23 protein-coding genes and 4 tRNA genes are annotated in these 19735 nt (G+C 67.9%); 19 read left to right on the plus strand and 8 right to left on the minus strand.

Translation table 11 applies throughout. From position 1 onward, the window contains the following. Positions 1–31: 31 nt before the first annotated feature. Positions 32–1309 carry a geranylgeranyl reductase family protein gene (locus tag J4E04_RS03205; RefSeq protein WP_490149873.1) on the minus strand — a complete coding sequence of 426 codons (1278 nt, stop codon included), beginning with the start codon at positions 1307–1309 and terminating at the stop codon, positions 32–34. Between the two features lie 82 nt (positions 1310–1391). Between J4E04_RS03205 and J4E04_RS03210 the strand changes: the two genes are divergently transcribed. Continuing rightward, positions 1392–2426: a polyprenyl synthetase family protein gene (locus tag J4E04_RS03210; RefSeq protein ID WP_051613090.1), complete on the plus strand. Its 1035-nt coding sequence runs from the start codon at positions 1392–1394 to the stop codon at positions 2424–2426. A gap of 72 nt (positions 2427–2498) precedes the next feature. Continuing rightward, entirely contained in the window at positions 2499–3365 is an 867-nt protein-coding gene (gene htpX / locus J4E04_RS03215; protein WP_027504550.1) for a zinc metalloprotease HtpX, read from the plus strand. Between the two features lies 1 nt (position 3366). Here htpX and J4E04_RS03220 read toward each other — a convergent pair whose 3' ends face one another. Continuing rightward, entirely contained in the window at positions 3367–3858 is a 492-nt protein-coding gene (locus J4E04_RS03220) for a YajQ family cyclic di-GMP-binding protein (RefSeq protein ID WP_056441678.1), read from the minus strand. 144 nt (positions 3859–4002) lie between these two features. Here J4E04_RS03220 and J4E04_RS03225 point away from each other — a divergent pair. The 11 genes from J4E04_RS03225 (at position 4003) to rplA (ending at position 8847) form a co-directional block, all read left to right on the plus strand. Then, positions 4003–4085 (plus strand) — tRNA-Tyr (locus tag J4E04_RS03225). 171 nt (positions 4086–4256) lie between these two features. Next, positions 4257–4329, plus strand: a tRNA-Thr gene (locus J4E04_RS03230). 35 nt (positions 4330–4364) lie between these two features. Beyond that, positions 4365–4437: transfer RNA gene (locus J4E04_RS03235), tRNA-Met, on the plus strand. A 98-nt stretch (positions 4438–4535) separates the two neighbouring features. Next, positions 4536–4703 (plus strand): 50S ribosomal protein L33, encoded by a 168-nt coding sequence (gene rpmG, locus J4E04_RS03240; RefSeq protein WP_027504552.1) that lies wholly within the window; start codon positions 4536–4538, stop codon positions 4701–4703. A gap of 190 nt (positions 4704–4893) precedes the next feature. After that, positions 4894–5448 (plus strand): (3R)-hydroxyacyl-ACP dehydratase subunit HadA, encoded by a 555-nt coding sequence (gene hadA / locus J4E04_RS03245; RefSeq protein WP_051613161.1) that lies wholly within the window; start codon positions 4894–4896, stop codon positions 5446–5448. Then, positions 5438–5866, plus strand: coding sequence for a (3R)-hydroxyacyl-ACP dehydratase subunit HadB (gene hadB, locus J4E04_RS03250; protein ID WP_027504553.1), 429 nt, complete (start codon positions 5438–5440; stop codon positions 5864–5866). Before hadA ends, hadB begins: the two co-directional genes overlap by 11 nt. A gap of 132 nt (positions 5867–5998) precedes the next feature. Then, a tRNA-Trp gene (locus tag J4E04_RS03255) sits at positions 5999–6074 on the plus strand. A gap of 80 nt (positions 6075–6154) precedes the next feature. Beyond that, complete coding sequence (gene secE, locus J4E04_RS03260) at positions 6155–6613, plus strand: preprotein translocase subunit SecE (protein WP_027504554.1); 459 nt, start codon at positions 6155–6157, stop codon at positions 6611–6613. Positions 6614–6683: 70 nt separating this feature from the next. Further along, positions 6684–7529 (plus strand): transcription termination/antitermination protein NusG, encoded by an 846-nt coding sequence (gene nusG, locus J4E04_RS03265; protein ID WP_056442340.1) that lies wholly within the window; start codon positions 6684–6686, stop codon positions 7527–7529. Positions 7530–7606: 77 nt separating this feature from the next. Further along, positions 7607–8041 (plus strand): 50S ribosomal protein L11, encoded by a 435-nt coding sequence (gene rplK / locus J4E04_RS03270; protein WP_027504556.1) that lies wholly within the window; start codon positions 7607–7609, stop codon positions 8039–8041. A gap of 86 nt (positions 8042–8127) precedes the next feature. Next, complete coding sequence (gene rplA, locus J4E04_RS03275) at positions 8128–8847, plus strand: 50S ribosomal protein L1 (RefSeq protein WP_027504557.1); 720 nt, start codon at positions 8128–8130, stop codon at positions 8845–8847. A 60-nt stretch (positions 8848–8907) separates the two neighbouring features. Here rplA and J4E04_RS03280 read toward each other — a convergent pair whose 3' ends face one another. The 3 genes from J4E04_RS03280 to J4E04_RS03290 form a co-directional block, all read right to left on the minus strand. Further along, on the minus strand, positions 8908–9753 hold the full coding sequence (locus J4E04_RS03280) for an alpha/beta fold hydrolase (RefSeq protein WP_374197722.1): 846 nt from the start codon (positions 9751–9753) through the stop codon (positions 8908–8910). 114 nt (positions 9754–9867) lie between these two features. Then, complete coding sequence (locus J4E04_RS03285) at positions 9868–11841, minus strand: CocE/NonD family hydrolase (RefSeq protein WP_285184344.1); 1974 nt, start codon at positions 11839–11841, stop codon at positions 9868–9870. Between the two features lie 112 nt (positions 11842–11953). Then, on the minus strand, positions 11954–12151 hold the full coding sequence (locus tag J4E04_RS03290) for a hypothetical protein (protein WP_490149874.1): 198 nt from the start codon (positions 12149–12151) through the stop codon (positions 11954–11956). Between the two features lie 428 nt (positions 12152–12579). Between J4E04_RS03290 and rplJ the strand changes: the two genes are divergently transcribed. Beyond that, positions 12580–13134 (plus strand): 50S ribosomal protein L10, encoded by a 555-nt coding sequence (gene rplJ / locus J4E04_RS03295; protein WP_027504560.1) that lies wholly within the window; start codon positions 12580–12582, stop codon positions 13132–13134. Positions 13135–13239: 105 nt separating this feature from the next. Then, complete coding sequence (rplL, locus tag J4E04_RS03300; protein ID WP_027504561.1) at positions 13240–13626, plus strand: 50S ribosomal protein L7/L12; 387 nt, start codon at positions 13240–13242, stop codon at positions 13624–13626. Between the two features lie 79 nt (positions 13627–13705). On the opposite strand, the gene J4E04_RS03305 is transcribed toward rplL, so the two are convergent. Then, entirely contained in the window at positions 13706–14404 is a 699-nt protein-coding gene (locus J4E04_RS03305) for a hypothetical protein (protein ID WP_490149875.1), read from the minus strand. Continuing rightward, the gene (locus J4E04_RS03310) at positions 14404–15075 is read right to left on the minus strand and encodes a sigma-70 family RNA polymerase sigma factor (protein ID WP_261782389.1); all 672 of its coding nucleotides are present in this window, start codon (positions 15073–15075) and stop codon (positions 14404–14406) included. The genes J4E04_RS03305 and J4E04_RS03310 overlap by 1 nt, the downstream gene beginning before the upstream one ends. Positions 15076–15134: 59 nt before the next feature. Between J4E04_RS03310 and J4E04_RS03315 the strand changes: the two genes are divergently transcribed. Both J4E04_RS03315 and J4E04_RS03320 read left to right on the plus strand, forming a co-directional pair. Continuing rightward, a complete protein-coding gene (locus J4E04_RS03315; RefSeq protein ID WP_490149876.1) occupies positions 15135–15836 on the plus strand; it encodes a CHRD domain-containing protein in 702 nt (233 codons plus the stop codon). 13 nt (positions 15837–15849) lie between these two features. Beyond that, on the plus strand, positions 15850–16449 hold the full coding sequence (locus tag J4E04_RS03320; protein ID WP_490149877.1) for a class F sortase: 600 nt from the start codon (positions 15850–15852) through the stop codon (positions 16447–16449). Between the two features lie 9 nt (positions 16450–16458). On the opposite strand, the gene J4E04_RS03325 is transcribed toward J4E04_RS03320, so the two are convergent. Further along, complete coding sequence (locus tag J4E04_RS03325; RefSeq protein ID WP_231476216.1) at positions 16459–17634, minus strand: acyl-CoA dehydrogenase family protein; 1176 nt, start codon at positions 17632–17634, stop codon at positions 16459–16461. A gap of 299 nt (positions 17635–17933) precedes the next feature. Between J4E04_RS03325 and J4E04_RS03330 the strand changes: the two genes are divergently transcribed. Beyond that, positions 17934–19220, plus strand: a complete 1287-nt coding sequence (locus J4E04_RS03330) for an aminotransferase class I/II-fold pyridoxal phosphate-dependent enzyme (protein WP_261775725.1) — start codon at positions 17934–17936, stop codon at positions 19218–19220. 4 nt (positions 19221–19224) lie between these two features. Further along, a complete protein-coding gene (locus J4E04_RS03335) occupies positions 19225–19731 on the plus strand; it encodes a DUF2505 domain-containing protein (RefSeq protein ID WP_307091273.1) in 507 nt (168 codons plus the stop codon). The last annotated feature ends 4 nt before the right edge of the window (positions 19732–19735 follow it).

Raw genomic sequence — 19735 nt, forward strand, 5'->3', positions numbered from 1 at the left:
CGGGCCCGGCTCCCGAGGCAGCCGGGCACTCTCAGGAGAACGGTGGCCGGTCGTCCACCTTCAGTGACGTCGATCCCGCGGCCCGCCAGGCGCGCGCGACCACGTCGCGATCCTCGTCGGTGATGAGGTTGCCCATCACCCGCACGGCGACGGTCATGATCGCGCGCGACCGCATGCCGATCGGCCCCGTGGCGGGCAGGAACCGCGGCACCGTCAGCAGTCCCGCGAGGCGACGAGCGACCGAGAAGCTCTGCCCGTAGTGCTCGCGGAGTACCGCCGGCCACACCTGCGTCAGGTCTGCGCCGTCCAGGTGTTCGGCGATCAGTCGACCACCCTCGAGTCCGTAGTCGATGCCCTCACCGTTGAGCGGATTCACGCAGGCCGCCGCATCGCCGACGAGCGCCCAGTTGGGGCCCGCCACGTCCGAGACCGCGCCGCCCATCGGCAGCAGGGCGGACTGCACGCGGCGCACGCCGCCGCTCAGACCCCACTCGGACTCCCGTTGTGACGCATAGAGATTCAGGAGAGGTCGCAGCGCGCCGGCAGCCGGGCGCTTCGAGGTTGCGAGCGTCCCCACCCCCACGTTCACCTCGCCGGTGCCCTCGTCGTTCACGCCCAGCGGGAACACCCACCCGTAGCCGGCCTGCAGGGTGCCCTCCCCGTCGCGGAGCTCGAGGTGCGAGGTGATCCACTCGTCCTCACTGCGGTCACTCGTGACGTACGCCCGTGCCGCGACCCCGAAGGCGGTGTCGCGGTGCCACGTACGGCCGAGGATCTTGCCGAGCGGCGAGCGCACCCCGTCGGCCACGATCAGCGTGCGGCAGGCCACGGCGACAGAGCCGTCGGCGGTGTCGAACATCACCTCGGTGACCCGCCCGCTCACCAGCACCGCATCGACGGCCTTGGCGTTCTCCATCATCACCGCGCCGTCGTCGACGGCCACCCGGCGGATCCGGTCGTCCAACTCGGTACGCGGTACCGCGGAACCGATGTCGGGGAGGGAGCCACCCGGCCACGGCAGCGTGAGTTCCTGACCGAATCCGGTGAGGCGTAGGCCACGATTGATCGCCCGCGAGCGCACCCAGTCACCGAGTCCCAGCTCGTCGAGCTCGGCCACGGCACGCGGTGTGAGTCCGTCACCGCAGGTCTTGTCGCGCGGGAACGTGGCGGCGTCCGCGAGAATCGTGTCGTGACCAGCTCGTACGGACCAGGCCGCGGCGGCGCTGCCCGCGGGTCCCGCTCCGACGACGAGAACGTCGGTCACGCGTCGAGTTCCCGGTGTCACACCCTGTGCGCGTCCATCCGTCATCGTTCCATCTTGCAGGCACGATAGGTTGGAGGCAGACGCGGCGCCGAGGCCCGGAGCCGCGCGAGGTGTTCGACGACGAGAAATGGGTGCGAGCGCGGTGACCGAGACGAGTGCGAGTGGGGCCACCGTGGTGGCGGGCGTGGATCTCGGGAACGCGGAGTTCGCGGAGATCGTGCGCGCGGCGATGGCCGAGGTCGAGAGCCTGCTCGTGACCGAGCTGTCCGACGGTGAGGACTTCCTCACCGAGGCGGCGCTGCACCTCGCCAAGGCCGGCGGCAAGCGGTTCCGCCCGCTGTTCACCATTCTCACCGGTCAGCTCGGTCCCAAGGCGTCCAGCCCGGACATCGTCACCGCGGCCACCGTGCTCGAGATGGTGCACCTCGCGACGCTGTATCACGACGACGTCATGGACGAGGCCGCCATGCGCCGCGGCGTGGAGTCCGCCAATGCGCGCTGGGGCAACAGCGTCGCCATCCTCGCGGGCGACTATCTCTTCGCACACGCGTCGCGCCTGGTCTCGACGCTGGGCCCCTCCGCCGTGCGTACGATCGCCGAGACGTTCGCCGCGCTGGTCACGGGCCAGATGCGCGAGACGATCGGCAGCAAGCCCGATCAGGATCCGGTCGATCACTACCTCACCACGGTGTGGGAGAAGACGGGTTCGCTGATCGCGACGAGCGGTCGCTTCGGCGGCACGTTCTCCGGGGGCGACGACGAGCACATCGAGCGGCTCGAGCGTCTCGGCGACGCGGTGGGCACCGCGTTCCAGATCTCCGACGACATCATCGACATCTCGTCCGCCGCGTCGGACTCCGGCAAGACGCCGGGCACCGACCTGCGCGAGGGCGTCCACACGCTGCCCGTGCTGTTCGCGCTGCGCGACGAGGGTGCGGACGGCGACCGGCTCCGCCACCTGCTGCGCGGTCCCATCACCGACGACGCGGACGTGGCGGAGGCGTTGACTCTGCTGGGTCGTTCGCCGGGCATGGCCAAGGCACGCGAGACGCTCGACACCTACGCCCAGCGGGCGCGCACCGAGCTGGACGCTCTGCCGCAGGGCCCGGCCAACGACGCGCTGCGCAAGCTGGTCGAGTACACGGTCGCCCGCATCAGCTGACGGGAACTACCCGCGTCACCTCGGTCGTTGTTCGTGCAGTAAGCACTGCGGCGAGAGGATCGGCGACACACGATGAAGTTCGCGAACGGCATGAAGACGTTCGGCCTGATGGTCGGGATGTCGGCTCTGATCGTCTTCATCGGCGCTCTGTTCCAGAACTCGACCATCCTGGTGGTCGCGGTCGTCCTGGCCGTCGGCATGAACGGGTACGCCTACTTCAACAGCGACAAGCTGGCGCTGAAGTCGATGCACGCCCAGCCGATCACCGAGGTCGAGTACCCGCGCATCTTCGCGATCGTCCGCGAGCTGGCCACCGCGGCGCATCAGCCCATGCCGCGGCTCTACATCAGCCCCACCAACGCCCCCAACGCGTTCGCCACGGGACGCAACCCGCGCAACGCGGCGGTGTGTTGCACCAGCGGAATCCTGGCGCTGCTGAACGAGCGTGAGCTGCGCGCGGTCCTCGGCCACGAGCTCTCGCACGTCTACAACCGCGACATCCTCATCTCGTCCGTGGCTGGCGCCATGGCGGCCGTGGTGTCCGGACTCGCGAACTTCGCGTTCTTCGCGAACGTCTTCGGCGGGCGCGGGAACGGGCAGGGCGCCAACCCGCTGGCCCTGCTGCTGGTGTCGATGCTCGGACCGATCGCGGCGTCCCTGGTGAAGCTGGCCGTGTCGCGCTCGCGGGAGTACCAGGCGGACCAGTCGGGTGCCGAGCTCACCGGCGATCCCCTGGCGCTGGCCTCCGCGCTCCGCAAGCTGCAGAGCGGCACCCAGGCCGCCCCGCTGCCCCCCGAGCCGCGCCTCACGGCCCAGTCGCACCTGATGATCGCCAACCCGTTCCGGGCGGGTGACCGGGCGAGCAAGCTGTTCTCCACGCACCCGCCGATGGAGGAGCGCATCGCCCGCCTCGAGCGCATGGCGGGGCCCTACCGCTGAGTCAGCGGTAGTTGACGAACTGCAGGGCGATGCCGAAGTCCTCGCCCTTGAGCAGCTGCTGAACGGCCTGGAGGTCGTCACGCTTCTTGCTGCTCACCCGCAGTTCCTCGCCCTGGATCTGCGCTTTGACGCCCTTGGGGCCCTCGTCGCGGATCTTCTTCGAGATCTTCTTGGCGTTCTCGGTGGTGATGCCCTGCACCAGCGTGCCGGTGATCTTGTAGGTCTTGCCCGACTGCACGGGATCGCCGGCGTCGAAGGCCTTGAGCGAGATGTCGCGTCGGATGAGCTTCTCCTTGAAGACGTCCAGGGCGGCCTTCGCGCGTTCCTCGGCCTCGGCGGTGATGACGATGGCCTCGTCTCCGGACCACTCGATGCTCGCGCCGGTGCCGCGGAAGTCGAAGCGGGTCGACAGCTCCTTGCCGGCCTGGTTCAGAGCGTTGTCGACCTCCTGGCGGTCCACCTTGCTCACGACGTCGAACGACGAATCAGCCACTGACAACACTCCTTCGTGCGTGATCGGTACGGTGCCGACGGTAGCGTGTCCAGCCGGTTTGCCATCGAGGGGTGCGGTCGTTGTATTCTGCGTATCGCACCTGGAGCGGTCACTCGACGAGTGTCCGGCGCCATGGAGCATCCCGGCAGATTGCCCGAGCGGCCAATGGGAGCGGACTGTAAATCCGTCGGCTTATGCCTACGTAGGTTCGAATCCTACATCTGCCACACCCGACGAGACCCCGGCGAGAATCCTCGCCGGGGTCTCGTCGTCGGGGTGGGGGCAGGCGGCACGCGAAACGCCGCCTGCAACTCGTTCACCAGGCAATTTGGCGAGCGGTCTGACCCCTGTGTAATGTCTTCGAAGGCTTCGACGTGCACCTCGTGTGCGCCGATCCTGCCCCCTTAGCTCAGTCGGTAGAGCGTTTCCATGGTAAGGAAAAGGTCAACGGTTCGATTCCGTTAGGGGGCTCGCGGGACCGAGCGCCGGCCGGCGTCCGGCACCGAGGCGGTGTAGCTCAGTCGGTAGAGCAAACGACTCATAATCGTTGTGTCGCCGGTTCAAGTCCGGCCATCGCTACTCGACAGAGGACTCCGCCGCTGCTGCGCGCAGTGGGGTCCGGTATTCATGACCGACGCAGCACCCGTATCGCGCTCTACCCGAAAGCAGGCATCGACGTGGCCTCCTCCACTGACGTTCGGCCCAAGATCACCTTGGCGTGCGAGGTGTGCAAGCACCGTAACTACATCACCAAGAAGAATCGCCGCAACGATCCCGATCGCCTCGAGATCAAGAAGTTCTGCCCGAACTGCGGAACTCATCGCGCGCACCGCGAATCTCGCTGATCATTCGCACAGCAGCGCTGCCCCGGCACAGTCGCCGTGGCAGCGCTGACGTGTGTCCAGGTGCCGGTGACCCAGTCGGCTCGGCGCCGTCCGTCTCGAACTCGCCCGACAGAGCCGTCCGGACTGTCTCTCGTCCCACGCTCGGGTGTCCCGTGGTGAGTTCCACATCATTCTCGGGGGAGTCGACGACGTGACAGTCACCGCAACCGCAACCGACCGGGGCGACACGCCTGCCGTCGACCCGGCGGTGCACACCGCCAGCATGGTCGGGCACCACTACCGCATGCCCGACTTCTACGAGATCGGGCGCGAGAAGGTGCGCGAGTACTCACGGGCCGTGCAGAACGATCATCCCGCGCACTCCTCGGAGGACGCCGCGGCCGAGCTCGGGTACGAGCATCTCGTCGCACCGGCCACCTTCATCTCGGTCGTCGGCATCATCGCGCAGAAGGCCATGTTCGACGAGGTCATCACCGGGTACGACCTGTCGCAGATCATGCAGGCGGATCAGCGTCTCGAGTTCCACCGTCCGATCGTGGCGGGGGACCGCCTGACCGTCGACGTGAGCCTGGAGTCCTTCCGCCAGATGGGTGGAAGCGACATCATCATCACGAAGAACATGGTCACGGACGAGGCCGGCGAGGACGTCATGACGTCCTGGACGACACTCGTGGCGAAGACCGGCGGCGGTTCCGATCAGGACGCGCTGGAGATGGCGAAAGGTGTCATGAAACATGACTCGTAAGCAGTTCGACCAGGTCACCGTCGGCGACGACCTTCCCGAGCGCACCTACGAGCTCACCCGCGGTGACCTCGTGAACTACTCGGGCGTCTCCGGCGACCCGAACCCGATCCACTGGAGTGATCCGGTCGCGCGCACGCTCGCCGGACTCTCGGACGTCGTCGCTCACGGCATGCTCACCATGGGACTCGGCGCCGGTTTCGTCACCGACTGGTCGGGTGATCCGGGCGCCATCACCGAGTACAACGTGCGCTTCACCAGCCCCGTGCTGGTCAAGGAGACCGAGCCGGCCAAGGTCGACTTCACGGGTCGCATCAAGTCGGTCGACGCGGACACCCGCAAGGCCGTCGTCGCCATCACCGCGAAGTACGAGGGCAAGAAGATCTTCGGTCGCGCCGTCGCGACCGTCCAGCTCGCGTGATCCGGCTCTCCGATCGCCGACTCGAGTCAGCGATTTCGGGGGCGTCCGTGAGTGCAGTACACTGAGATCTCCGGGGTCGTACAGCGCTGTGCGCTGTCCGTCGCCGGTACGACCGGATTTCGATCCGGCCGAAGGGGCGTAGCTCAATTGGTAGAGCAACGGTCTCCAAAACCGTAGGTTGCAGGTTCAAGTCCTGTCGCCCCTGCCACGTTCGAAAGCGGTGCTTCGGACAGTGGTCATGCAGAGCATTCGAGTGCAGACACCCTGCCGACGACCGAGAGGAACGACGTGAGCGATCAGCGCGGCGCGCGCGACAGCAGCTCCGACGGTTCCGAGGATCTCGGTGCGGACGATGCTGTCGTCGCCGACGATGCTGCTGCCGCCCACGATGCCGCCGGGTCGAGCCGGCCCTCCGGCAAGCGCGCAGCCCGCCGGACCCGGTCCGCGGACGATGCTCCGTCGCTGATCAAGGATGGTGCCAAGACCACCGCCGGCAAGTCCGTCGCCACCGCCTCTCGTGTCGAGGGCCGCACCCGCGCCGAAGCGACGCCGAAGATGAACATCTTCAAGCGGCTCCGCAAGTTTCTGCGCGAGGTCGTCGCCGAGCTGCGCAAGGTCATCTGGCCCAACCGCAAGCAGATGGTCACCTACACCGCTGTGGTGTTGGTGTTCGTGACGTTCATGGTGGCCTACATCAGTGGGCTGGACCTGGCGTTCATCAGGGGAGTGCAGTGGCTGTTCGGCTGACGCCGGACACACAGGTCCGCACGACCACCCCGAGTACGACCGGAACGATTACAGGAAGCGAGTGCCTTTCGTGAGCACGCCCCATAACGACGCCACCGAAGTGGCCGCCTACGACGCTCAGGTCGAGGCGACCAAGCAGGGCCTCGAAGCGGAGCAGGCCGCACAGGACCGCGAGACCGACGAGGCCATCGCGGCCGACGTCGCTGCCGCCACCGGTGACACCGACGAGTCGGAGACCGTCGACGCCGATGCGGACGCCGTCGTCGCCGACGACGCTCCCATCGACGCGGAGCCGGTCGACCCCGTCGCCGAGATGAAGGCTGCGCTGCGGCGCGCCCCCGGCGACTGGTACGTCATCCACTCGTACGCCGGATACGAGAACAAGGTGAAGACCAACCTCGAGACCCGCGTCCAGAACCTCGACGTCGGTGACTACATCTTCCAGGTGGAAGTTCCCACCGAGGAGGTCACCGAGATCAAGAACGGCCAGCGCAAGCAGGTCAACCGCAAGGTGCTGCCGGGCTACATCCTGGTGCGCATGGAACTGAACGACGAGTCCTGGGGTGCTGTCCGCAACACTCCCGGTGTCACCGGCTTCGTCGGCGCCACGTCGCGCCCGTCCCCGTTGACCATCAACGAGGTCGTCAAGTTCCTCATGCCGCAGGAGGACAAGAAGAAGGCCACCGCGGGCGCCACCACCGGTGCCGAGGGTGCGGGCGAGACGTCGTCGAAGCCGACCATCGAGGTCGACTTCGAGGTCGGCGAGTCCGTCACCGTCATGGACGGCCCCTTCGCCACGCTTCCCGCCAGCATCAGCGAGGTCAACGCCGAGCAGCAGAAGCTCAAGGTGCTGGTGTCCATCTTCGGCCGCGAGACTCCGGTCGAGCTGGGCTTCACTCAGGTCGCGAAGATCTAGGGCGCTCAGAACCCCCCACAACTTGCAGGCAGTACCGCAAGACATCCGAGAACCACGCAACAACCTAGGAATCACAGATGCCCCCCAAGAAGAAGAAGCTAGCCGGGATCATCAAGCTTCAGATCCAGGCCGGTCAGGCCAACCCGGCACCGCCCGTGGGCCCCGCCCTCGGTCAGCACGGCGTCAACATCATGGAGTTCTGCAAGGCGTACAACGCCGCGACCGAGTCGCAGCGTGGCAACGTCGTGCCGGTGGAGATCTCGGTCTACGAGGACCGGACCTTCGACTTCAAGTTGAAGACCCCGCCTGCCGCCAAGCTGCTGCTCAAGGCAGCCGGCGTCGCCAAGGGTTCGGGCGAGCCGCACAAGACCAAGGTCGCCACGGTGACCATGGACCAGGTGCGCGAGATCGCCAAGACCAAGGCCGAGGATCTGAACGCCAACGACATCGACCAGGCCGCGAAGATCATCGCCGGCACTGCTCGCTCGATGGGTATCACGGTCGAAGGCTGAGCCACCGGCTCACCAGCTCCACAGCATCACGTGGGAGAGCCGGCCAGGCTCGTCAACCACGCTCCGAACAACGAACGGACATCATCATGGCAAAGCGCAGCAAGGCCTACGAGGCCGCAGCAGCGAAGATCGATCAGGACCAGCTCTACTCGCCGCTCTCGGCGGCGAAGCTGGCCAAGGACACCGCGTCGAGCAAGTTCGATCCGACCGTCGAGGTCGCGATGCGCCTCGGCGTCGATCCCCGCAAGGCGGACCAGATGGTGCGCGGCACCGTCAACCTGCCCCACGGCACCGGTAAGACCGCCCGCGTCATCGTCTTCGCCGCAGGCGCGAAGGCCGACGAGGCCGTCGCCGCCGGTGCGGACGAGGTCGGCGCAGAGGACCTGATCGAGCGGATCCAGGGCGGATGGCTGGAGTTCGACGCAGCGATCGCCACCCCTGACCAGATGGCCAAGGTCGGCCGCATCGCCCGCGTTCTCGGACCGCGTGGCCTGATGCCGAACCCGAAGACGGGCACGGTCACCAACGACGTGACCAAGGCCGTCGGCGACATCAAGGGCGGCAAGATCAACTTCCGCGTCGACAAGCAGGCCAACCTGCACTTCGTCATCGGCAAGGCGTCGTTCGACGACGCCAAGCTGGTGGAGAACTACGGCGCAGCCCTGGACGAGATCCTGCGTGCGAAGCCGTCGTCGGCCAAGGGCCGTTACGTCAAGAAGATCACGGTCTCGACCACCACCGGACCGGGCATCCCGGTGGACCCGAACCGTACTCGGAACCTCCTCGAGGACGACGCGACCGCCTGAGTCACTCGCAGGACCGAAGAAGGCCGGCACCCCGTGGGGGTGCCGGCCTTCGTCGCGTTCTCAGGCCTTGGCGACGTTCGTGAGAATCGTGTCGACCACGCGGTCCACCAGGGCGTTCGGGATGTCGTGCGCCATGCCGTCGACGAGCACCAGCTCGGATCCGACCACGTGGCGCGCGATGGCCTTCCCGCCGGCGGGACGCACGAGGGGATCCGCCGTGCCGTGGATGACGACCGTCGGCGCCGTGATCCGCTTCGTGTACTTCGCGAGGCTCCCGGTTCCGGTGATCGCCGCGAGCTGACGGACGATGCCGGCCGGGTAGTAGCCGCGGTCGTACGCCTCGGTCGCGTCGGCGACACGTTCGTCCCGCGTGGTGGGGAACTGCTTGCTGCCGATCGTTTGGAACGTCGTCGCCTGGTGTTCGATGATCTGCTCGCGCGTCGCGTTCTTGGGCGGCGGCTTGAGCAGCGGCGCGAGCGCGCGGACGTCCGGCGGCGGCAGGAACGCCTCGTTGGTGCTGGAGAAGAGGATGGAGACCGAGCGGATGCGCTCCGGGTGCGACCCCGCGACCACCTGCGTGATCATGCCGCCCATCGAGGCGCCGACGATGTGGGCCGACTCGATGCCCAGGTGGTCGAGCAGGCCGACGGTGTCCTCGGCCATGTCCACCACCGTGTACGGAACCGAGCTCGACTGCCCGAGTTCGTGGCGGACCAGTCGCAGCAGGATGTTCCCCGTGACGCGCTGCCCGTCGAGCTTGCCCGAGAGTCCGATGTCTCGGTTGTCGAAGCGGATCACGCGATAGCCGGCGTCGATCAGCTTGCGGCAGAACGGCATCGACCACGTGAGCAGCTGGCAGCCCAGTCCCATGACGAGCAGGATCGGCGGGTTCTCGATGTCGCCCATGTCCTCGTAGGCGATGTCGACCGCGCCGACCGAGGCGGTGCCGGTACGGACCTCGACCTCGACCTCGGTCTCGGAACGGCCGGTCTCGGGTGTGCCTGTCATACGTGGATCTCCTTACCAGCCGGGCTCACCGAGCAGCGGCAACGTGATGAAACTGGGGTCCGTCGGGTCGAGGTCGACGTCCTGCGCTCGCCATCGGGTGCGGAGGCGATCGGGCAGGATCGGCACGAATCGAGGCGCGTCGGCCGCGAAGATGTCGAGTCGCAGGCGGTGTCCGGGGTGCAGGACCGCCTCGGTCGAGAGTAGTTCGATGTCGAGGACGATCGGTTCGCCGGGGACCACGGGGAGCAGTGACTCGCGCGTGAGCGGGTGGTGGGCCACCAGGTAGTCACCCGACTCGGTGCGGATGCTCTCCTCGTCGTCGATCGCGCGGCGCGACGCCAGCAGCGCACCGTTGGTGAGCACGGTGGGAGTGCCGTCTGGAGCGACGTCGCACAGCATCACGGCCCACATCGACTCGCGGGCGCGCGCGACGGTGCGGACGTGGACGTTGGCGGGGCCCGAGTAGACGACGGTGGTCATGACGGGAGGCGTCGTGAACGTGAGCGCGTCACCCTCCGCGAAGCGGTTGTCGTAGGTGAAGCCGCCGCCGAGAACGGCCGGAACACCGGCCAGCACCTGCGTGGTGTCGCGGGAGACGACGGTGCGGAACCCGGGCTTCACCGTCAGACGGGCCGTGTCGGTCGGCGCCTCGAAGTGCAGGGACCCGTCGTGCCGACTGTGCGACGCGGTACCGGACGAGTCGGCGCTCAGGTAGAGGCGCCGAGCCACGGCGGCGGGCGCGGGGAATCGGCCGTGCGCTTCCCACCCGCCGCCCTGCTGACGCAGCGTGACCGGTCCGTAGCGGTCGATACCGTTGTCGATGCCGCGCAGCCACTTGTCGAACCAGGCGCGTTCGAGCACGTCGAGTCGCGGCGGGAACCCGGGTTCACCGAAGCCGATCCCGGGGTTGCCGTGGTACCCGTCGCCCACCAGAAGTTGCTTGCGCCCGCGTTCGACGGTGAGTCGGTTGTACATGTCGGGTGCCGCGCCGCCGAAGATGTCGTGCCAGCAGCCGTAGAGGAACGTGGGGACCGCGATGTCCTCGATGGTGGGATCGATGGTGTCGAAGGACGGGTCGTCGTAGATGCGCGGGTCCGAACCGGTGAGGAACCCGTTCACCAGATTGCTGATGTTCGTGGCGGGGGACCGTACGCGATCCGCGAGCCAGCCGACTCCGCCGCGTCGCAGGATCTGTACTGCCGGAACCCATTTGAGGGTGTTCACGGCGGTGAGCCACAGGGGGATGAAGAGCGACGGTGCGCCGCCGGTGGCGAAGATCTCGCGGACGATGTCCTCGGATCCCTCGACGGCGAACACGGCGTCCGGTCCCGCGCTGCCCGCGGCGGCGGCCTGCAGGGAGTTGATGGCGGAGTAGGAGATGCCGGCCATGCCGACGCGCCCGTCGCACCACGGCGACGCCCGGATCCACTCGAGGATCTCCAGGGTGTCGAGTTGTTCACGCGGGCCGAGGGTGTCCCACACGCCGGACGAGGAACCGGTGCCGCGCGCGTCGATGATGACCTGCACGTAGCCGCTACGGACGAGATGGCGGTTCACGGTGAGCAGATCCGCCGCACCGCCGGCGACGACGCGGGTGATCTCGGAGATGCCGTCGAACGGGGTTCCCGAGAGGTCGACGGAGCGGGACACGCGACGCAGCGCCGGCCCGAGCACGGGTGCGGCGAGGAGTGCGTCGATCGAGTCGAGCAGGACCGAGTTGTACGGGGTGATGTTGAGGACGACGGGGAAGCGAGAGGAGACGGATCGTCCACTCGCGTCAGCAGGGGACACGACGATGGCGCGGAGAACGGCTCCGTCCGTCATCGTGACGGCGGCGCCGCGGTCGATGTGCACACGGGGGAACTCGGGAGCGGACTCCACGAGTTCTGCCCATGCTCGGCCGTCGGCGCCGCCGGTGGGATCACGGTGGAAGGGCGAGACGACGTGCTCGGGTTGCACCAGTGCATGGGCCGATGTCGTCGTCATGAACGTCGAGTCAACCTCATTGCTGTGACACGCGGTACACAACACGCCATTCCCGGCCCTTCGACAACGACGAGGGCACGTCGTCGTTCGATGTCACCAGGTGAGTGCGCTGCTACTTGCCGCCCTCGGGGGTTCCCTCGCTGTCGCTGAAGAAGGCCCACTGGCCGTCGTGCTCCACTTCGAGACGCCAGCCGAGCTCGGCGTCGTCGGACTTGCTCTCCTTGAACCAGGTGTGGGCGTCGGTGGAGTTGGGGATCTCCTTGGTGGCGACGACGGATCCGGTGGGGTCGAGTACGCGATAATTGGCCATGAGCACCGTGTTCCCTCGGGAGAGCACCTCTCAAACCGAGGGGGCTCCGCCCCCGTGCGCCCTTTGCGTACCCGGGGATGCGCACAAGGCGCACAGGGGCGGAGCCCTTTTGGTGTCTCCGGCGGCCCCGGGGTACTCTTCTCTTCGGACACCGTGCGGTCGCGTCTGCGATCGTGCGATGTTCACCTGATCTGTTCCACCCAAGACCGTTGGTCATCGTGGTCTCCGAAGAGGTTCGCCTCGTCGGAGATGGCGATTGAAGGTCCGGCCGAGCCGGCGACCCACGCAGGAGGACGAGGACCAGGGATACGTGTTGCTGACTCTCTCCGAGTCGCGCCGCCCGCATTCCGACGCCCCGTGTGCCCTGCACCGGGGCGTTTCTGCTTGTTCGGGCCGGGCCGACTCGACGCAACGAGAGGAGGCGAAGTATGGCAAAGGCTGAGAAGGTATCCGCGGTCGCGGAGATCTCCGAGCAGTTCAAGGGCGCCACGGCGGCCGTCGTCACGGAATACCGTGGCTTGTCGGTCACCCGTCTGACGGAGCTCCGTCGGGCCCTCGGTACCGGAGCTACGTACTCCGTCGCCAAGAACACCCTGGTCAAGCGTGCCGCAGCTGATGCGGGCATCGAAGGCCTCGACGACTTGTTCGTCGGTCCGACCGCCATCGCATTCATCGATGGTGAGCCGGTCGACGCTGCCAAGGCGATCAAGCAGTTCGCCAAGGACAACAAGGCGCTCGTCATCAAGGGCGGCTACATGGACGGCCGCGCGCTGTCCGTGGACGAGGTCAACAGGATCGCGGATCTCGAATCCCGCGAGGTCCTGCTGGCCAAGCTCGCCGGCGCGATGAAGGGCAACTTGGCAAAGGCCGCAGGCCTGTTCAACGCTCCCGCTTCGCAGGTCGCGCGTCTCGCGGCTGCGCTGCAGGAGAAGAAGGCTGCAGAAGAGGGCGCCTCGGCGCCGGAAGCCGCAGCTGCCGACTAGCTGATCCGCAAGGACTGCACACCACCCCGTGCGGCCGGCCTCCGGCCTGCACGCAATCTCCTGTCCCCGGATCGGCGACAAGGACTTACAGAGAGGACCGCCACCATGGCGAAGCTCAGCACTGAAGAATTGCTCGACCAGTTCAAGGAGCTCACCCTCCTCGAGCTCTCCGAGTTCGTGAAGGCATTCGAGGAGACCTTCGAGGTCACCGCAGCTGCCCCCGTCGCCGTTGCTGCCGCAGGCGGAGCAGCTGCTCCCGCCGAGGCCGCTGAGGAGCAGGACGAGTTCGACGTCGTCCTCGAGGGCGCCGGCGACAAGAAGATCCAGGTCATCAAGGTCGTCCGTGAGGTCGTCTCCGGCCTGGGCCTGAAGGAAGCCAAGGACCTCGTCGAGAGCGCTCCGAAGGCCATCCTGGAGAAGGTGGACAAGGCTTCGGCCGACGCCGCCAAGGAGAAGCTCGAAGCTGCCGGCGCGAAGATCTCCATCAAGTGATCTAGCCCCACAGCGCGAGAAGCGGCCGTACCCCTCGGGGTACGGCCGCTTTTCTCGTGTCTGGCGACGGTGCGCGGAGTCAGCCCACGGTGGGCAGTGCGGCGTGGGCGAGAAGGTCTCCACCCGCAGCCCGGATCTCGATCTCCGCGACGTCGGGACGCAGCACCGCCGCGTTCATGCGGCAGTCGATGGTCACGGCGGAGCCGAGGAAGCTGCCCGACGATCGCTCCGCTCCGGCCCGATCCACCAACACCACCTCGAAGGCCGCGTTCTGCGGGACCCCCTCCATCTCCAGGACGGTCTCCGTTCCCCAGGTGTGGGCGACGAGACCACCGTCGACGCTCACGTCGGGCGCCGTCCCAGTGAAGTCGATCGCCTCGAACGCGCCCAGCTCGCCCGGTGGTCCCTCGACCACGGGGGCCGCGATCGTGCTGTCGGCGGGCGTCTCGCCACCCCCGGTGCCGACCGTCTGCACACCGAGCACCGCCGCGACGCCCACCGCGATTCCGGCGACAGCTGCAGCGGCCGGGACGAGGCGACCGCGTGCGGACGGTCTGACGATGCGTCGTCGAAGCAGGTCACCGGGTTCCGCATCGACCCAGGTCAGTCCCGCTGCCGACCCCAGCGACGCGACCGTCTCGCGCATCTCACGGATCTCGTCGGCGACCGAGGTGTCCTCGGCCTCCAGAATGCGAAGCTCGCGCCGCTCGGCGTCGGTCAGGTCGCCGGCCACCGCAGCCGCGATCAACTCCTCTCGTCGCGGATGTCCCGGAGTCATCAGGTCTCCTGACCGTCGAAGTGAACGCGCAGGGCGCGCAGTGCGTAGTACGCGCGGGTGCGCAGGGTGCCGATCGCGACGCCGGTGCCGGCCGACAGCTCCGCGTAGGACAGGCCGGTCAGGTGGATGGCCACCACCACCTGTCGATGTTCGGGGGACAGGGTGGCCAGACCCTCCACCACCCGCATCCGGGTCAGGACGTGATCGCTTCGATCGGGTTCCACGGCGTCGCCTTCCGCGACGGGGGAGGACGCGACCAGCGGAGTACGGCCTCGCGACCGCTGAGCATCCGCGACGACGTTGCGTGCGATGGCGAAGAGCCAGGTCCGAGTTCCACCCCGGGACTCGTCGAACCTGTCCCGCGCTCGCCACGCACGTACGAAGGTCTCCTGCACGCAGTCCTCGGCGGCGACACGATCGTGCAACACATTCACGGCGAAACCCAGCAGCGACGACGCGTGGGCGTCGTAGGCGGCCGTGAGATCGAACGTCCCGCTCTCGCGCGACCGGAAGATCGCCAGCGTCTGCCCCCTCGATGTCGGGGGAGGGGTGTACCCCGCCGGTGCCCGTGCAGGACGAACCCTACTCACCGTCGACGCCGCTCCGACCTCCATGGTGGGTGTACGTCGAGAAGTGCGACGACGTTCGACCGTGGTGAACGTTTCGGTCATTCCGGACGTATCCCCTCTCGAAGGACGTCCGCGCATCCCGATCGGAAGGTACGACCACCATGACGACACGCACTGCACGAGGAACGATCATCGTTGCGGGAGGCGCCGCGGCGTTCCTCGCGCTCACCGCTGCTCCCGCGGCAGCAGAGACGCCGGTCGGCGAACCGTCGTCGTTCACCAGTGCCTTCACGGCCATGGCGACTCCGGACCAGGTCCTGAACGCGGACGGCGTCGCGACGCCGGGTGAGCCCGGCGCGACCGGAACGTTCACGTTCCGCATCAACTCGGACGAGAACATCATCTGCTACGACATCACCCTCGAGGGCGTCACCGGCGACTACATGTCGCCGGCGAAGACGGCGACGCACATTCATCAGGCAGCAGTGGGTGCCGCGGGCCCGCCGCGCATCGCGTTCCCGAACCCGTCCCCGGTCGGCGACGGACCTCGCACCAGCAGCGGCTGCCTGCAGGGGCCGTTCACGACCGGCGTGATGGCGAACGGTGCCGACACCGGAACGAACTTCGACCTCGCGGCCATCGAGGCGAACGCCGCCGGGTTCGCCGCGGACAGTCACACCACCGCCTTCGCCGCCGGCGCGGTGCGCGGACAGCTGACCCCGATTCCCGTCGGCGGTGTGGAGACGGGCGCCGGTGGATCCGTCGCCGACAGTTCGACCGCGACCGTCGCGGGTGCCGGTGCCGCTGTTCTGGGCGTGGCGGCCCTCGTCGGGCTGGGCGTCGCCCGTCGGCGGAACTCCTGATCGACCGACGCGGATGAGATGGTCGACGCGCGCGAGTGCGTTCCTCCTGGTGGGGCTGGTGGTCGCCTGCGCGCGACCACCGGCCGTACCGCCCACCGAGACGGCGGTGTCCGTCACGTCTCCTGCTGCCGCGACCGTGTCCGAGACGGGGGATCTCGTCCCGGCGCGGGTGTCGGCCCCCGCGATGGGTCTGGACGAACCGTTGATCGAGCTGGGTCTGAACCCGGACAACACCATGGCGGTTCCCGAGAACCACGACGACGTCGGATGGTTCACCGGCGGCGGGCGGCCCGGGCGTCCCGGTGCGGCCGATCAGGTCGGACCCACGGTGCTGGCCGGTCACGTCGACTCGACCACGGGTCCCTCCGTGTTCTTCCGACTCCGCGACCTCGTGGTGGGAGACGACGTCACGGTCACCACGACAGAGGGCATCGAGGCCAGGTACCGGGTGACGGACATCGGCGACTACGCAAAATCCGAGTTCCCGACGGCACGCGTGTTCGGTGCCGTCCCGCGTGACGAGATCCGACTGATCACGTGTGCCGGAGTGTTCGACGACGACGCGGGGTCCTACGAGAACAACCTCGTCGTCTTCGGCACCCGAGTGGGGTGATGCGACACCTCAGGCGAGGGAGAAGTTCTCGCCGCGGTGGTAGGCCGCGAGGGACGACTCGGTCTCGCGGATCGACGGCGGGTGGAACGCGAACGCCGACACGACGGACTGCAGGTACGCGATGTCCGGGTCGGTGATGAACGCGATGCCGCCCAGCGCTGTCACGGCGGCGTCGACCGCGCGCCGCAGTGCGCCTCGAAGCGCGATGCGGCAGAACAACAGTCGAGCCGAGATGTCGGCGCCGCGCTCACCCGAGTCCATCGCTGCGGCGACGGCCTCGAGGCCCGCGATCGCCGCTTCGAGTTCGGCGGCCGCCGAGGTGTAGACGCTGTCGCTGACCTTCGGGTGTCCCACGAGACGCTCCACGAGCGCGGTGGCCGCGCCGATGTACCCGGCGGAGGCGAGGATGCCGAACCACAGGAACCCGGTGAGCTCGTGCATGCCCTCCGGATCGTCCAGCGCGCCGACCATGGTCAGCGACACCGGCACGCGCACGTCCTCGAGGACGACCTCCTCGCTCTCCGCACCCGCGAGAACGGGCGTCGTCCAGAACGGACGCACCGAGACACCGGGCATCGACGCGGGGATGAGGGCGACCGCCTTGCGTGTCTTGCCGCCCTTCTTCTCGCGTGTCGCGACGCTGGCGGCGAGGAAGTCCATCGAGGCCGACAGGCTGCACGGCTTCTTGCTGCCGTTGACGACGTAGTCGCCGTCGTCGTAGTAGGCGTCCACGGACGGCACCAGTGTGCTGCCCACGCCCTCCGCGAAGCCGGACGCGATGATCGACTTCTGTTCGATGAGGCCGGCGACGAGCGGCAGCTCCTCCTCGGGACCCGCCATGGCGATCTCGATGATCGTGGCGATCGACAGGTGGTGCATCGTGACGGCGGCGGCGAGCGACGGGGAGGCCGCGCCGATGGCCCGGTGGACACGCAGTGCCTCGACGGCGGTCGCGCCGAGTCCGCCGAGCGAGGTGGGTGCGATGAGTCCGCATCCGCCCGCGTCGCGGAACGTCGCGATGGCGTCGCTGCCGGGCGCTTCGAGCACGGACAGCGGCGTGGCCTCGAGGTAGGTGGCGAGGGCGGGCAGCAGGCGACGGAGCGTGGCGCGTTCGGTGGACATGAGCCGCGACGGCTGCGCGGTCCCGTCGGACGCGAGAGCTGCTCTGTCAGCGAGAACGGACACGTACCGGCCTTTCGTCGAAGAAGGGTGACCGTGGCTGGGACGGGTGTGGGACACGTGCCAGCACGTCACTCGATACCGCAGTATTCGGGGTCGGCGACGGCCTCGATGGCGCCCGTCTCAACTGCTGTTGCATGACACAAGTGCAGTCGTGTTCGTTGGCAACTACTCACAGGTCGCGGCACCCTCGGGCCGCCTGTGCTGACCGTAGGCTCGAATCACAGACGTCTCCCGTCGCACGGGTCTCCCGGACCGGCGAGCGCACTCGCGTCACGTACCGATCCCCCAATCTTGGAGCGAACATGAGCTCGCAGAGAATGCTCGACCGAATCCGCCACGACAAGAGGATCTGGGCCCATCGTGTGCTGACGAAGCACGACCAGAACCCGTTCTTCCGCGTCATGAAATCGGTCAACGCGCCGGTCGTCGACGTGGAGGACCGCAGCGTCATCATGCTCGGTTCCAACAATTACCTCGGCCTCGCCGACCACCCGCTGGTGCGCGCGGGAGCCGCTGCGGCACTGGACAAATACGGCGCAACGGTCACGGGCAGCCGGTTGCTCAACGGCACCATCTCGCTGCACACGGAACTCGAGGAAGCACTCGCCGACTGGCACGGGACCGAGCAGGCGCTGGTCTTCACGACCGGCTACCAGGCGAACCTGGGCGGTATCAGCGCGCTGTGCGGTGTCGGTGACACCATCATCGTCGACTCGGCCGCGCACGCGTCCATCTACGATGCCTGCCGCCTCTCACGTGCCACCATCCGCGCCTTCCGTCACAACCGGGTGGACCTGTTGGAGGAGAAGCTCTCCCGCTCCACCGGCGTCGTCATGGTGGTGGTGGACGGCCTCTACTCGATGCACGGCGACCTGGCCCCGCTCGACGAGATCGCCGCGGTCTGCGAGAAGTACGACGCGGCACTGTTCGTCGACGAGGCGCACAGCGTCGCGGTCATGGGCGCGAAGCGCACCGGTGCCGCCGAGCTGTTCGGTATCGAGGACGACATCGACGCCCGGATGGGCTGCCTCTCCAAGGGACTCGGGTCCTCGGGTGGTTTCGTGGCCGGCTCGAAGGACATCGTGGACGCCATGCGCGTGCATGCGCGCACGTTCCTGTTCACCACCGCGGGCGTGCCTGCTGCCCTCGGCGCGGCGCTCGCCTCCGTGCAGCTCATGCAGACCGAGGAGGGCGCCGAGCGCGCCACCCGCACACTCGCGAACGCGCGGTACCTGCACGACGGGCTCGTGGCGGCCGGTGTCGACGTGCACGCGCCGAGCCCCCTCCCGGACGGTACGGACATGGTCTCGCCCATCGTGCCCGTGAACGTCCGTGACGACCTGCGCACCGTCAACACGTGGCGGAAGCTGTGGGACGCGGGCATCTTCGCGTCCGCCGCCATGTTCCCGGCGGTGGCCCGCGACGGTGCACTCCTGCGTCTGTGCGTCCAACCCGATCACACCACCACCCAGCTCGACTACGTGGTGGAGCAGATGGGCCTGTTCCTCGGCGAGAACTCGTCCACGTCCGAGGCGGCGTCGGCCGAGGTGGGGGCAGCGCTCGCCGCGCCGGCGCCGGCATCGGTCTGACCCGGTGGTGACACAGGTCGACCAGCGTACGACGTACGACTGTGCCGCCGCGGTGCTGCACGCGACCCTCACCGACGAGAGATACTGGCAGGACCGGATCGCCGAGATCGGTGGCGGCAGTCGAGTGGTGGAGCATCGCGTCGAGGAGGGCCTGACCACCTCGGTGGTCGACCAGGACCTCGAGGCCGCGGCACTACCGAAGGCGTTGCAGCGCTTCGCCGGAGCGTCGATGTCGGCACGGTGCACCGAGTCGTGGCAGTCGGTGCGCGAGGACGGGTCCGCGCAGGGCCACTACACCCTGCGGGTCGCCCGGATGCCCGTGGTGATCGACGGGGAACTCGAACTTCTCGCGACCGGAGCGCAGCAGTGTGTGCTCCAGTTCGTCGGTACGGTCGACGCGTCGATCCCGGTGATGGGTCCGGTGGTCGAGAAGATCATGGTCGGCGAGATCGACAAGAGTTTCTCCGCCGAGCGCGAGTTCACCCAGTCGTGGCTCGCCCTCCGGACCTGAGCCC

The sequence above is a fragment of the Rhodococcus sp. NFXS4 genome (assembly GCF_058139645.1).